This window comes from Acidimicrobiia bacterium (assembly GCA_040878325.1).
Taxonomy (GTDB): Bacteria; Actinomycetota; Acidimicrobiia; order Spongiisociales; family UBA11373; genus JAUYIV01.
The window spans coordinates 1-13,359 of sequence record JBBDMM010000015.1; the positions used below are offsets into that span (position 1 = coordinate 1).

The window sequence follows — 13,359 nt, forward strand, 5'->3', positions numbered from 1 at the left end:
CCCCCCCCCCCCCCCCCCCCCCCCCCCCCCCCCCCCCCCCCCCCCCCCACGACTCGCTCGACGGTCTAGGCGGCGGACTTGCCGCGGCCCTTGACGAGTCCGACGATGCCGATCACGACACCGAGGAGCAGCAGCCACATGCCGATGCCGATGCTGCCAACACCGGCGTCTTCGATTGTCTCGCGGATGTCCAGGAAGTTGATAATCGCGATTGCTGTCCAATTGGCGAGCACGGCCCACGCCAGCCACATCGGGTAGGGGCGACCGGTGAACGTGAGGAAACCGAGGACCATGAAGGCCAATCCGGCGAAGAAAGTCATCCAGCCGTCCGTGAGATCTATGCCGGTTATCCCCGGGATCCCCGAAAGAAAGCCGGTTGCCCAAGGGAGCCACGAGCCAATCGCGGCCAGCCCTCCTGCCAGCATGATCATCACTCCTGCGTACCTGCTCATCGACGGTGCGAACCCTTCCCGAAGCCAAGTCGACGAAGCCGAGCATAGGTCGTTGCTCCCAGAGGGGCGGTCCTAAACCCGAAGGCCTCAACCCGCTATCAGCGCCCGCCGATGCCATCTCCAGTGATCGCTGTAGTCCACATCCACAAGACCGCCGGAACCACGCTCGCCGGCGTCTTCAAGCGTTCGTTCGGTGGTCGGCACTGCGACGTCCGGCTCACCGATCCCGCCGCAGACCATCTGACGCCCGATGGGCTGACGCAGCTCCGCCGGTGGTATCCCCGGCTCGAGAGCATCCTCGGTCATCCGGTGCGCGCCTACGCCGGGCTGGAAGAGGTGGCGGGGGAGATCCGATATGTCTCGTTCTTGCGTGACCCGATCGTCCGCACCGCCTCTCACTATCAATACGACGTCCAGCGTGGTGGCGTCGACCTTCCCTTCGAGGATTGGATCACTCACGACGCGGTGCGCGACCGGCAGACCCGGATTCTGGCGGGGCCCGATGGGACCGCCGCCGAGGCCGTCGGCCACCTCGACCGTTTCGCGTTCGTAGGACGGGCCGACCGGTTCGACGAGTCGCTGGTGATGTTGAAGCGCTTCGTAGGGATGCCCGATGTCACGTACGCATCGAAGTGGGTGGCGCCGACCGACGACATCAAGAAGCGGCTACTGGCCGATCCCGAGGCAGTTGCCAGGATCGCCGCGGTGAACCAGGCCGATCTCGAGGTCTGGGATCACCTGATCCACGAGATCTATCCGAAGCAGGTGACGCGGTACGGGCCGGGCATCGCACGGGATACGGCCGCGCTCGAGAAGGCGAACTCCCGTATGACAGTTCGTCGGATGTACGCCCATCCCCGCTACGCCTGGTACGTCGCCAAGTGGCGGTGGGGCTACTCACCCTGGGTGAGTCGACAGCGCGCCGCTCTCGGTGAGTCCACCCCTGCGGAAACTCAGCCCACCGAGCGCTAGGCCGGCTCAAGAGAGGATGGGAGCCGGAACCGGGCGGCTTTCGGGGTGGTGGGTCGGGTGGGAATCGAACCCACAACCTTCGGGTTAAAAGCCCGCTGCTCTGCCAATTGAGCTACCGACCCGCCGCGAAGGTAGCACCACCCCCGCCCGGCCTCGCTGCCCCGCGAGCAGAGGAGGACAGAAGGGGGAACGGCCTTTATCTTGCGGGAGGCGGGTGGCCCTCCTGCTGGAGACTGGCGACTGGAGACTGAAAATGATCGCGTTTGGTGTTTCCGGGCTCCCACCCGAAGACGGGGACGACGCGGCGTTTCTCGACGGCCTGGCCGCCCGGGGGCACCGCGCGTATGAGTTCGCCTTCGTGAAGGGCTTCCCGTGGAAGGAGAAGCGGTGCGCTGCCTTCGGGGCACTCGCCGCCGAGCGCGGCATCGCCATCTCGATCCACGCCCCCTACTTCGCCATCCTCACCTCCGACGACCCCGAGAAGGCGAAGCTCACCCGCTCGGCGCTCGAGCACACCATGAAACTGGGAGCGGCCTTCGGCAGCCGGGTGATCGTGGCGCACACCGGCTACACCAAGGGTCGGCCACCCGACGAGCTGCACGCCTTGGCGGCTAAGAGCCTCGAGGTGATCGAGCCCAAGGTGCGCCATCTGGGGGTGGCCCTCGGCCTGGAGGTCGGCGGGTCCGATCGTGCCTTCGGAACCCTCGGCGACATCGCCCTCATCGCCGGGAACTTTCCCTTCGTCCACCCGGTGGTCGATTGGGCTCACCTTCATGCCATGTCGCGGGGGGCCTTGACCAGCAAGGAGGCCTTTCTCGGAGTTTTCGCATTCCTGCGCGACAACTTCCCGGGCTGGTCGCTCGATCCGCTCCATTGCCAGTTCACCGACAACGAATTCGGGCACGCCGGGGAGATCCGCCACCTTCCGTACGGCGAAGGGTCGTTGCGGGTGACCCCGCTGGTCGAAGCGGCAGTCGAAGCAGGGATGCGGATGACCCTTATCTCCGAGGCCAGGGAGGGGTCGAGCCATGAGGCGATCCAGGCGGAGTTGGAGCAGGCGCGGTCGGCAACGCGGTCGCCGGCGCAGAACGATGACGACACCCGCTCACTCGCCTCGGGGTCCGTGCCCTTCCCCGCTGGGGTCCAGGTCCGTGCCGAAGCCGACGGATGGATTCCAGTCGGCCGGGATCGCCAGGTGCGCCTCACCAACATCGACAAGCCGTTCTTTCCCGACGGCTATACGAAAGGTGATTTGATCGCCTATTACGCGGCGATCGCCCCACTGCTGCTGCCCCATTTGCGTGACAGGGCGATCGTGCTGGCCCGGTTCCCCGACGGGGCCGACGGCGACTGGTTCTATGAGAAGCGGGCACCATCACACGCGCCGGAATGGCTGCCGACGGCGCCGCTGTGGTCCGGCCACAAGGGGGAGGACATCGACTTCGTGACCGCACCCGACGTCGAGTCGTTGATGTGGATCGCCAACCTCGGTGCCATCGAGATCCACCCCTGGTTGAGTCGGATCCTCACTTCGACGGAGCCCGATTTCGCCATCTTCGACCTCGACCCGGCCGAGGGCGCCGAATGGGACCAGGTGGTCACTGTGGCCAAGGTGATCCGGGTTGCGCTCGAGCGCCTCGGGCTCGCCGGCTACCCCAAGACCTCGGGTGCCACCGGCCTCCACATCTACGTGCCGCTCGATCCAGTGCACCCCTACGAGCGGGTACGGAAGTTCATCGAGACGGTGGGTCGTCTCGTCGTCGGCGCGGACCCGAGCCTGGCGACGATGGAGTGGGACATTCCCAAGCGCAAGGGCAAGGTGTTCATCGACCACAACCAGAACGTCGGCGGCAAGACGATTGCCTCGGTGTATTCGGTGCGCCCCCGCCCCGGTGCACCCGTGTCGACCCCCATTCTGTGGGACGAGGTCGGCGCAGTGAATCCATCGGACTTCACCATCGCCAGCATCTGGGACCGCGTCGCCCGCCACGGCGACCTCTTCGCGCCGGTCCTGAGAGGCGGGCAGACGCTAGATCGCGCGGAGAGCACACTCGGGAACTAGACATCATGTCGGCCTCGGTTCTGCGATGCGCAATGTGCAATGCGCAATGCGCGACGCGTCTAGGTCCTCGTTGGCTCCAACGCGCTGCTCATTGCTGATTGCGCATCGCGGGCCGGGGCGCAGCCCCGGCCTAGTACGGAAGCACCTCGCCTGGTTCGTCTCCGGTGACAAATGGCATCTCGGCGCTGCTCCAGTCGCTCCAGGAGCCGGGGTACAGGATCGGCTCGCCGAGGCCGGCCACGACCATCGCCAGGGCGGCGTGGCAGGCGGTGACGCCGCTGCCGCAGTAGACGACGGTGTCGTCGCCGTGGGCACCCACTGCGCGGTAGCGGGCGGAGAGCATCCGGAATGGAAGAAACCGACCTTCCGTGTCGATGTTCTCCTCGTAGGGGATGTTGACGGCCGTGGGGATATGGCCGCCGATCGGGTCGATGGGTTCCTGGTCGCCGCGGTACCGCTCGGCCGAGCGGGAGTCGATGAGCGTCAGCTCCCCGAGACTCTCCGCCAGGGCCTCACGGTCGATGGTGCGGGTGGTGGCGGGGCGCACCGTCATGGTCGCCACGGGCCGTGCGGCGGTCGCCGACTCCAGCGCGTGGCCGGCTGCCACCCAGGCAGGCAGTCCGCCGTCGAGCACCCGGACCCGGTCGTGCCCGATGTCGCGGAGCATCCACCAGAGTCGGGCGGCGATTGCCCCGCCACGGTCGTCGTAGGCCACGATCAGGTCGTCGTTGCCGAATCCAAGTGATCCCATCGTCGCGGCGAAGTCGCTTCGGGTGGGGAGAGGATGGCGGCCGGCGCCGATGGGGCCGCTGAGCTGGGTCTCGAGGTGCAGGTACACGGCTCCGGGAATGTGCCCCTCGGCATAGGCGGCGAGACCCTGCTCTGGCTCCGCGAGGTACCAACGGGTGTCGGCGACCTTGGCGTCGCCAGTTGCCAGCAACCCCGCGAGCTCATCCACCGAGATCAGCGGATCGGTCACGGCACCTTCGGCCGAGGCTTCGGCTTGAGGACCCGGGCGGCGGCGGCGGCCTCCCATGGCCTGGCGATGACGTGCCAAGAGAGGATCAGCGCGTGTACCGGCACCGCCACGTCGGTGTGCACGTCGACCCGGTTGTAGGTCAGGGCTGTGCCGGCGAGGCGGCCGACCGGATGTCCCCCGATTCGCAGCGTCCATCGGCGGGGGGTCGGGTCCGAGGTGAGTTCGTAGCCGAAGGTGGTACCGGTCACCTCCCAACGCCGCCCCCACCACGACTGGCGTTCGATCCTGGCCTTCTCGGAATCGCCCACCGCCACAACCGTGCCCCAGCCGTCGGGCTTCAGCTCGAGTTTGCGGCCATCCGGGAGCCACACCAGCGAAGTGTGTGTGGACGGGACCCGGCGCATTCGTGCGACGACCCCGTCGGGGCCGATCAGCTCCCAGTCATTGGACAGGAATCGGCTGACGAACTGGTGCTCCCCGACCAGGGCGGAGCGGAATTGCCGTTTGGAGGTCACCGGGAGAGGCTACCGGCCCGGCTCCTCCACGGATCGCGGGGCGTTGGGTATTCGGAGCACGAAGCCGATGGCCCAGATACCGATGGCGGCGACGAGGAGCCGCAATGCCATCGGTCCCAGCACCCACCCGACGCTGTAGGTGAACGCCGCCGTCATAGCCAGAACCGCGACCACCTTGGTCCGCACCGGGATCCCCCGGCCGCTCTGGAAGTCGCTGATGAACCGGCCGAAACGCTGATGGTTGACGAGCCAGTCGTGCAACCGATCCGAGGACCGGGCGAAGAAGAAGGCGGCGAGCAGAAGCGGGCCCGTCGTAGGTATCAAGGGAAGAAAGACGCCCACGATGCCGATGCCGACGAAGAGCAGACCGAGTACGAGGTAGAGGGCGCGCAACGCCGGTCCCCGCGGATGAAGGCCAGCAGCCATGGTCTCCTGCACACCCCGACAGTATCGAACGGGTTTTCGACGGCGAGTCGGGGGAGGGCCTCGCTGCACTCGGCCTGCGATGGGCGATTGGCGATTGGTAAGAGGGCACACTGCGTCGTGTCGACGGGAAAGTGGGCGGCAGGCCTTCCGGCCGGAGCCGGGGCTGGAGCGCTTGTAGTCGAATAGCCTGGTGCGATGAAGAGGCTTCATCTGCTCGATGGAACCTACGAGCTGTTCCGGTCTCACTTTGGGGCACCGTCGCGGTTGTCGCCCGACGGGAGCGAGATCGGGGCCGTTCATGGGATCGTCGCGTCGACACTCAACCTGCTGCAGGAAGATGGGGTGACCCATCTCGGGGCTGCGTTCGATACGGTCATTCGGTCGTTTCGCAACGACCTGTACCACGGCTACAAGACCGAGGTGGGGGTTCCCCCGGAGTTGCTGGCACAGTTCCCGATCGCTGAAGACGCGCTCGACGCAATCGGTGTGACTGTGTGGCGGATGCGCGAGTACGAGGCGGATGATGCGATTGCGTCGGCGGTCGTCAGGTACGGCGGCGATTTCGAGCAGGTGGTGATCCTGTCCCCTGACAAGGATCTCCGCCAATGTGTCGACGGCCAGCGGGTGGTGGGCTTCGATCGCCGTCAGGGGATCTTCATCGACGAAGCGGGGGTCGTCGAGAAGTTCGGCGTATCGCCCGCGTCGATCCCCGACTACCTCGGCCTGGTGGGCGACAGCGCCGATGGATTCCCGGGCGTCCCTGGATGGGGAGCCAAATCGGCCTCGGTGGTGCTGGCCGAGTACCGGCACATCGAGAACATTCCGCTCGAAGTCGGTCTGTGGTCGGTGTCGGTCCGGGGAGCGCTACGGCTGGTGGAGTCGTTGCGGGAGCACATGGGCGACGCGCTCCTCTTCAGGTTTCTCGCTCGACTTCGACCCGACGTGCCGCTCACCGAGACCACCGAGGATCTCCGCTGGAAGGGCGTGCCCCGGAAGCGATTCACCGACTTCTGCGACCGGTACGGATTCGACACCATTCGCGACCGCCCGCGGGTGTGGGCGGATTAGCGACGGTGCGCTCGAAGATCAGGCGCTTCTCGCCCCGGTAGCCTGAATGCGAGTCACGAGAGATCGGATAGGCATGCAGTTTGGTGCGTTCGTCCCGCAGGGTTGGAAGATGGACCTGGTCGGGATCCCGGAGCCGGAACAGTGGCCGACGATGCTCGCTGTAGCGCGCCGCATCGAAGACCGCGGGTACGACACGGTGTGGGTGTACGACCACTTTCACACCGTGCCGGAGGCTTCCCAGGAACCCACTTTCGAGTGCTGGACCGTCATGGCCGCCCTCGCTGCCGTCACCCAGCGGGTGCGCCTCGGCCAGATGTGCACCTGCAACTCCTACCGCCAACCGTCTTACATGGCCAAGGTGGCCAGCACCGTCGATGTGATCTCGGGTGGTCGCCTCGAGTTCGCCATCGGAGCGGGTTGGTACGAAGAGGAGTATCTGGCATACGGATACGAGTTCCCCAAAGGCTCCACCCGGATCCGGCAGCTGGATGAAGCGGTGCAGATCATCAAGAAGATGTGGACCGAAGACCAGGCGACATTCGACGGCAAGCACTACTCGATCAAGGGGGCGATCAACCGGCCGCGGCCGCTGCAGCGCCCCTACCCGCCGCTGTGGATCGCGGGGAGCGGTCCCGAAATGACCTTGAAGGTGGTCGCCAAGCACGCCGACTACGCCAACTATGCCGGCTCGATCGAGCGCTTCCGTGAGAACGGCGTGATCCTCGATGCCCATTGCGCGAAGATCGGCCGTGACCCGGCGGAGATCGGGCGGACCACCCACCTGGAGATAATGGTCGCCAAAGACGAGGCCTCTCTCAAGAAGGCGGCGGTACGGGCCGCCGAGCAGCGCGGCCGCCCGGTCGATAAGTGGCTCGAGTCCACTCTTACCCTCGCCGGGACCACCCAGCAGGTGGTCGAGGCCCTGGGCGAGTTCAAAGACGAGGGCTGCGCCCACGTGATCGGGTACTTCCCCGACGCGGCCTGGGGCGACTCGATCGAGCTGTTCGCCACCGAGGTGATGCCAGCCCTCAAGTAGCAAGAGTCAAGAGTCTCGGCTGTAGGTACTTGTCTTTGGCCCTTGACTCTTGACTCCAGCTCCGGCCACGGCCCCAGCCGGACACTCGGTCGCTGGAGTGAAGTCTTCTCTGGCTGGGGCTGGGGCTGAAGCCGGAGCGAAGTCTTCTTGGCTGAAGCCGGAGCCGCCGAGCGAAGCGAGGCTCGTTAGTCTCACCCCCCGTGTCGGCCCTTTGCCTGCGCCGGCGTTCATGATCGGCAAGATCGGCTCCGGCATTTGGATCGCGTTCCTGGCATCGACCCTGATGCTCGCGGTGGGCGTGGTGGTCTACGACGTGTCGATCGACTTGGAACGGTTGCCGGCGGCCCTCATCACCTTCCTGTTAGGTGCCGGCTCGTTCGCCGGCCTCGGGTTGGCCCTCGGATCACTAGCTCCAACCGGCGAGAGCTCGCCCGCCATCGCCAACGCGACCTACCTTCCGCTGGCGTTTGCATCCGACGTGTTCATTGCCGTGGGTGATCCCCCCGCGGTGCTCGAGTTCATCGGGAAGGTGTTTCCACTCAAACACTTCGTGAACGCGTTTCAGGATGCCTTCAACCCACTCACCGCCGATTTGGCGTTTCGTCCTGGCAGTTGGGCGGTGATGGCAGCCTGGGGCATCTTCGGTGCCTTGATCGCCTGGCGATTCTTTAGGTGGCAGCCTCGTCATCGAACCAGGAAAAGCCGCCGCGAACGGCGCGCCGAGGCCGGCTGATCCGTTTGCGCCCGGTCCTACTCTTTCGGTTCACCTGAGGAGGTGCCTATGGGCGGTGAATCAGCAGCCCGGGTCGAGAATGCCACCAAGATCTACGGCGAGGGTGATACCCGCGTCGTCGCGCTCGACGGCATCGCGGTTTCCTTCGAGCGGGGCCGCTTCACCGCGATCATGGGCGCCTCAGGCTCGGGCAAATCGACGCTGCTGCACTGTCTGGCGGGCCTCGACGACCTGACATCAGGCTCGGTCTTCATCGGCGACACGTCCCTCGGCGACCTCTCCGAGCGTGAGCTGACCCTGATTCGCCGCGAGCGGGTGGGGTTCATCTTTCAGTCCTTCAACCTCATCCCCACCCTCGACGCCGGGGAGAACATCACCCTCCCGGTGGCGATCGCCGGGGGCACCCCCGATGTCGCCTGGTACGACACGGTGGTCACCACGATGGGGCTCGGTGATCGACTCAAGCATCGCCCCAGCGAGCTCTCCGGGGGCCAGCAACAGCGAGTGGCCGCGGCCCGGGCACTGGTGTCCCGCCCCGAGATCGTTTTCGCCGACGAGCCGTCGGGGAACCTGGACTCGAAGTCGGGTGACGAACTGCTCGGCTTGTTGCGCCGGGCGGCGGACGAGTTCGGCCAGACCATCGTGATGGTTACTCACGATCCGCGGGCGGCCGCCTGGGCCGACCGGGTGGTCTTCCTCGCCGACGGCCAGGTTGTGGGCGAACTCCACGATCCGACCGCCGAGCAGATCCTCGAGTTCCTCAAGGGCATGGGCTAGGCCCCAATGCTGCGCATGGCCCTGAAGGGCGTCTTCGCCCACAAGGTCAGGCTGGCGCTGACCGCCCTTGCGATCGTGTTGGGCGTGGCGTTCGTCGCCGGCACCTATGTGTTCACCGACAGCATCCAGCGGTCGTTCGACGACCTGCTGGGCGAGGTCAACGAAGGGGTCGATCTCTACGTCAGGGGCACCTCCGAATTCGGGCTGGGCGGGACCCGTATCGACGAGGACGTGGTGCAACTGGTGGCTGCGGTCCCCGGCGTGGTGATTGCCGCCCCGAGCGTCGAAGGTATCGCCCAACTGGTCGACAAGGAGGGCGAGCCGGTCGGCGGCAGCGGCCCGCCCACTTTCGGGTTCTCGTACGTGCCGGCCGGCGAGACGCTGACCCCGGTCATCATCCGCTCGGGTGATTGGCCCCGGTCGCCCGACCAGGTGGTGATCGACTCCTACGCGGCCGACGCCAACGACTTCGAGGCGGGGGACTCCATCCAGGTGATCCTCCCCGTGGGCACCGAGACCTTCACTATCGCGGGCATCGCCGCTTTCGGCGACGCCGACAACCTGCTCGGCGCCACCCTCGCCATCTTCGAATTCGAGACCGCCCAGCGGGTGTTCGAGGCCGAAGGTCTGGTCGACTCGATCGCGGTAGTCGTCGATGACGGTGTCGACCCGCTACTGGTGCTGGCTCAAATCAGCGAGTTCCTCCCCGAGGAGACCGAAGTGGTCACCTCGACCCAGCAGACCGAGGATGAGGTCGCCCTCTTCACCGAGGGGCTGACCTTTCTCAGCACCATCCTGCTGGTGATCGCCGGGGTGGCGATCTTCGTGGGTTCCTTCCTCATCCAGAACACCTTCCGGATCATCGTGTCTCAGCGGACCCGCGAGCTCGCCCTGCTTCGGGCGATCGGGGCCACCAGACGGCAGGTGACGATGATGGTGGTGATCGAGGCCCTGATCGTCGGCCTGATCGCCGCCGTGGTCGGGGTGGGGGTGGGGATCCTGGTCGCGTTCGGCCTCAAGGCGGTGTTCTCCGCCGCCGGTTTCGGTATTCCGTCGTCGACGCTGGTGGTGGCCCCACGAACCGTCTTGGTCAGCCTGGTGGTTGGGGTGCTGGTCACCGTGGTGGCAGCGGTGGCACCCGCGCGACGGGCCTCGCGGATCCCGCCGATCGCCGCGCTGCGAGAGGTGGCCGCTCCACCCCGCTCGCTCCGCAGCCGGATCGCCGCGGGGGCGGCGGTCACTGCCATCGGGCTGTCGTTGGTGCTGCTGGGCCTGCTGCTGGAGATCTCCAACTCCATCGCTCTGGTCGGGGTCGGTGCCTTGATCACCTTCGTCGGGGTTTCGATGCTCGCCCCTCTCGTCGCCCGCAACTTCGCTGCCGTGGCCGGGGCCCCGCTTGCCCGGTACCTCGGGGTGGTGGGCCAGCTCGCCAGGGAGAACGCCATCCGCCGGCCGCGGCGTACCGCCGCCACCGCCTCGGCGCTGATGATCGGAGTGGCGCTGGTGAGCGTGATCGCCGTGTTCCAGGCTTCGGCCAAGGCGGCTGTCGCCGACGCCTTCCGCGAGGACTTCGCCACCGACTTCCAGGTGCGGCTCTCAGGGTTCGGTGACCCTCGCGCCTCAGGGCTGTCGTCCTCCCTCGCCCCTGAGCTCCGCCAGGTCGAGGGGGTCGAGGTGGTCGTGCGTGATCGGATGGGGGAGTATCGGGCGGGGCCCGACGGGGTCGAGAAGTTCTTGCTCGGCGTCGACGGTCCGCTCGACCTGGTCGCCGCCCTGGAGATGCGCGAGGGGGAAGTCGCCGACCTCGGGCCGGGTACGGCACTGCTCTCCGTAGAGGAGGCGAACTCGTTCAAAGTGGGCGCGGGGGACTCGTTCCAGATCCAGTTGCCGTCGGGGCGTTTTGTCGAACTCACCGTCGCCGGGATCTTCGAGGAGTCACCGATCGGAGTGCCGCTGATCATCGACCTGGCCACCTTCGAGGAGAACATCGACTTCAACCTCGACCGGTTCATCTACATCCTTCTCGAGGAAGGAGCCGACCCCGAGGCGGTACGGCCGGCAATCGAGCAGGTCACCGATCGCTACCCCAATGCCGCCCTCACCAACACCGAAGAACTGATCGCAGACATTGAGGAGCAGATCGACGACCTGCTCAACCTGTTGGTGGTGCTGCTCGGCTTTGCACTCATCATCGCCCTGCTCGGGATCATCAACACGCTTGCCCTGTCGATCTCGGAGCGCCGGCGCGAGATCGGGCTGCTCCGGGCAGTCGGCATGCAGCGCCGCCAGGTGCGCCGGATGATCCGCTGGGAGGCGGTGCTGATCGCGGTGTTCGGCGGTTTGCTCGGCCTGCTGGTGGGGGTGGTGCTCGGTTCGGCCATCGTGCTGTCGGTTGGCCAGGGCCTCACTCTGGCGATCCCGTGGACCCAGCTGGCCATCTACGTGCTCCTCGCCGGGATCGGTGGAGTGATCGCCGCGATAGTGCCGGCACGCCGAGGCGCCCGGATGGACATCCTTGAGGCGATTTCGTATGAGTAGGCCGCCTTCCGCCTTCCGCCATCCGCCTTCCGCAAGACAGGAGTAACGCCGCCCGCCACCCGCCTCCCGCCTCCGGCAAGACAAGAGAAGAGGTTTCACCTCCCGCAGGACATCACCCGGTTAGGGCGTGCTGGCGGAGGCGGTTGTAGAGGGGGCGGCACTCGGCCAACAGGGGGATCAGGTGACCCGGCATCGGCGGGACGCCGGGCTCGGAGGGTTCGAAGCCGGTGGACCGATGCACCCGCTGGTACCAATGCTGGGCCCAGACCCCATCCTCCGGCTTGGGGCCGGCCGGCCACGAGAGCATCGCCGGGTCGAAGTCGAGTCCCAGGCGATCGCACAAGGCCGCCAGCACCCCGGGAGGGTCCGCGAGGAGCAACCGGGAGTCGAGCACCAGCGGAGAGCGGCCTGCGTGCTCCATCCGCTCCAGCAGCCTCACCTGCATCGGAAGACTGGTCCCCTCCAGGGTGGGGTTGGGCACCTGCTTCACCAGCGAAGGCAGCATCTCCATCGGGTCACGGGTGAGGAGCACGTTGTCGGCACGGTCGACGAGGGAGAGATCGAGGTCGACCAGGTGGTGGGCCATGTGCTTTAAGAAGCGCACCGGGGTCGGCGAGGGTCCGAACACGACCGTCTCGATCACATGCGCCCCGTCGGTGTCCTGGGAGGCGATGACGTTCTGAACCACGGGGTGCTCGACTCCGGTCGCGGCGAGGTAATGGGCGTAGAGCGGCTCGTCGACCACGCTGGTGTCGGACCGCTCGCGGAACGAGTACATCAGGGCGGTCGAGACGTTGCGGGGACCCGACCACAGGCAGATCCGCTTCGTGGTCAACCGCCCGTCTCCCGCTCCACCCGGGCCTCGTAGAGAGCCCTGAGGCGATCCGTCATCGGGCGGAGCTTCCCGTCACCGATCGGGTTGCCGTCGATGGCGGCGACCGGGGTGAGGCCACCGAATGTGCCCGTGACGAATGCCTCATCGGCCGGGTGGGCGTCAGCCAGGGTGAAGGCGCGTTCGTGCGCCGGAATGCCCGCAGCGCGGGCCTCCTCCAGAACCACGGCGCGAGTGATGCCGGGAAGGTTCGCATGGCCCACGGAGGTCCACAGCTCGCCGCGGGTGACGATGAAGAAGTTGGTGGCGTTGCAGGTGGCCACATGGCCCTCGGTGTCGAGCATCAGGGCCTCGTCGGCGCCCGCCTCGGTCGCCTCTACGAGGGCGATGACCTCATGGAGCTTCGAATGGGAGTTGAGGCGTTGGTCGAGCGTGTCAGGCGGGGGACGGCGCACCGTGGAAGTCGCCAGCTTGATCCCGCGGTCGCGGACGGTTGGGTCGGCCTGTTTCCACTCGGCGATCACCACGACGTTGGGTCCGCCAACCAGGTTGGCCGGATGCTGCGACGGAGTCTTCTTGTCCCCCCGGGTGATCATCAATCGAACGTGGACGCCGTCGGTCATGCCGTTGCGGTCGACGACTTCATGGAGCAGGGCCTCGATCCCGGCGCGATCGAACCCGCACTCGATCGAGGCGACGTCCAGCCCGTGAAACAGCCGGTCGAGATGTCGATCGAGGAATGCGAACTCGCCGTGGTGGAGCCGGATCCCCTCCCAGATGCCGTCACCGATCAGGAATCCCGAATCGAAGACCGAGATCCTGGCCTGGTCGCGGGGGAGGAACTCCCCGTTCACGTAGACGAGCACGCCGGCATTGCGGTCGTCGTGCAGGGCCGAATGGGTGGTGGGCGCCACCGCCGGCAGCGTAGTGAGGCAGGGTCGCCCCCATAGCCTCGGTCAGCCCGATAAT

The 13,359-nt window shown here is 66.6% G+C and carries 13 protein-coding genes and 1 tRNA gene; 7 read left to right on the plus strand and 7 right to left on the minus strand.

Features of this window, described 5'->3' with window-relative positions; translation table 11 throughout:
* Nucleotides 1–65: 65 nt before the first annotated feature.
* Nucleotides 66–452 carry a hypothetical protein gene (locus tag WD184_08625; protein MEX0826796.1) on the minus strand — a complete coding sequence of 129 codons (387 nt, stop codon included), beginning with the start codon at nt 450–452 and terminating at the stop codon, nt 66–68.
* A 123-nt stretch (nt 453–575) separates the two neighbouring features.
* Between WD184_08625 and WD184_08630 the strand changes: the two genes are divergently transcribed.
* Nucleotides 576–1,424 carry a hypothetical protein gene (locus WD184_08630; GenBank protein MEX0826797.1) on the plus strand — a complete coding sequence of 283 codons (849 nt, stop codon included), beginning with the start codon at nt 576–578 and terminating at the stop codon, nt 1,422–1,424.
* Nucleotides 1,425–1,470: 46 nt separating this feature from the next.
* Here the strand turns inward: WD184_08630 and WD184_08635 are convergent.
* Nucleotides 1,471–1,546 (minus strand) — tRNA-Lys (locus WD184_08635).
* 131 nt (nt 1,547–1,677) lie between these two features.
* On the opposite strand from WD184_08635, the gene ligD reads away from it, so the two are divergent.
* On the plus strand, nt 1,678–3,486 hold the full coding sequence (gene ligD, locus WD184_08640; protein MEX0826798.1) for a non-homologous end-joining DNA ligase: 1,809 nt from the start codon (nt 1,678–1,680) through the stop codon (nt 3,484–3,486).
* Nucleotides 3,487–3,616: 130 nt separating this feature from the next.
* On the opposite strand, the gene WD184_08645 is transcribed toward ligD, so the two are convergent.
* From WD184_08645 to WD184_08655, 3 genes are read right to left on the minus strand one after another with little or no spacing between them, the layout of a single operon-like run.
* Nucleotides 3,617–4,465, minus strand: a complete 849-nt coding sequence (locus WD184_08645) for a sulfurtransferase (GenBank protein ID MEX0826799.1) — start codon at nt 4,463–4,465, stop codon at nt 3,617–3,619.
* Entirely contained in the window at nt 4,462–4,980 is a 519-nt protein-coding gene (locus tag WD184_08650) for a hypothetical protein (GenBank protein ID MEX0826800.1), read from the minus strand. Before WD184_08650 ends, WD184_08645 begins: the two co-directional genes overlap by 4 nt.
* A 9-nt stretch (nt 4,981–4,989) precedes the next feature.
* Nucleotides 4,990–5,406, minus strand: a complete 417-nt coding sequence (locus tag WD184_08655; GenBank protein ID MEX0826801.1) for a YbaN family protein — start codon at nt 5,404–5,406, stop codon at nt 4,990–4,992.
* 195 nt (nt 5,407–5,601) lie between these two features.
* Between WD184_08655 and WD184_08660 the strand changes: the two genes are divergently transcribed.
* The 5 genes from WD184_08660 to WD184_08680 all read left to right on the plus strand — a co-directional run bounded on the left by WD184_08660 (nt 5,602) and on the right by WD184_08680 (nt 11,558).
* Nucleotides 5,602–6,474 carry a 5'-3' exonuclease gene (locus tag WD184_08660; GenBank protein MEX0826802.1) on the plus strand — a complete coding sequence of 291 codons (873 nt, stop codon included), beginning with the start codon at nt 5,602–5,604 and terminating at the stop codon, nt 6,472–6,474.
* 46 nt (nt 6,475–6,520) lie between these two features.
* On the plus strand, nt 6,521–7,510 hold the full coding sequence (locus WD184_08665; protein MEX0826803.1) for an LLM class F420-dependent oxidoreductase: 990 nt from the start codon (nt 6,521–6,523) through the stop codon (nt 7,508–7,510).
* Between the two features lie 97 nt (nt 7,511–7,607).
* Nucleotides 7,608–8,243, plus strand: coding sequence for an ABC transporter permease (locus WD184_08670; protein MEX0826804.1), 636 nt, complete (start codon nt 7,608–7,610; stop codon nt 8,241–8,243).
* Between the two features lie 48 nt (nt 8,244–8,291).
* Nucleotides 8,292–9,020 carry an ABC transporter ATP-binding protein gene (locus WD184_08675; GenBank protein MEX0826805.1) on the plus strand — a complete coding sequence of 243 codons (729 nt, stop codon included), beginning with the start codon at nt 8,292–8,294 and terminating at the stop codon, nt 9,018–9,020.
* 15 nt (nt 9,021–9,035) lie between these two features.
* The gene (locus WD184_08680) at nt 9,036–11,558 is read left to right on the plus strand and encodes an FtsX-like permease family protein (protein ID MEX0826806.1); all 2,523 of its coding nucleotides are present in this window, start codon (nt 9,036–9,038) and stop codon (nt 11,556–11,558) included.
* A gap of 112 nt (nt 11,559–11,670) precedes the next feature.
* On the opposite strand, the gene WD184_08685 is transcribed toward WD184_08680, so the two are convergent.
* The gene (locus WD184_08685) at nt 11,671–12,393 is read right to left on the minus strand and encodes a sulfotransferase family protein (GenBank protein MEX0826807.1); all 723 of its coding nucleotides are present in this window, start codon (nt 12,391–12,393) and stop codon (nt 11,671–11,673) included.
* Entirely contained in the window at nt 12,390–13,304 is a 915-nt protein-coding gene (locus WD184_08690) for an aminotransferase class IV (protein ID MEX0826808.1), read from the minus strand. The genes WD184_08685 and WD184_08690 overlap by 4 nt, the downstream gene beginning before the upstream one ends.
* Nucleotides 13,305–13,359: the final 55 nt, after the last annotated feature.

Coding starts and splice junctions, on each gene's coding strand:
- WD184_08675 (MEX0826805.1), top strand. CDS start 8,292: ATGGGCGGTGAATCAGCAGCCCGGGTCGAGAATGCCACCAAGATCTAC.
- WD184_08655 (MEX0826801.1), bottom strand. CDS start 5,406: ATGGCTGCTGGCCTTCATCCGCGGGGACCGGCGTTGCGCGCCCTCTAC.
- ligD (MEX0826798.1), top strand. CDS start 1,678: ATGATCGCGTTTGGTGTTTCCGGGCTCCCACCCGAAGACGGGGACGAC.
- WD184_08660 (MEX0826802.1), top strand. CDS start 5,602: ATGAAGAGGCTTCATCTGCTCGATGGAACCTACGAGCTGTTCCGGTCT.
- WD184_08680 (MEX0826806.1), top strand. CDS start 9,036: ATGGCCCTGAAGGGCGTCTTCGCCCACAAGGTCAGGCTGGCGCTGACC.
- WD184_08665 (MEX0826803.1), top strand. CDS start 6,521: ATGCGAGTCACGAGAGATCGGATAGGCATGCAGTTTGGTGCGTTCGTC.
- WD184_08625 (MEX0826796.1), bottom strand. CDS start 452: ATGAGCAGGTACGCAGGAGTGATGATCATGCTGGCAGGAGGGCTGGCC.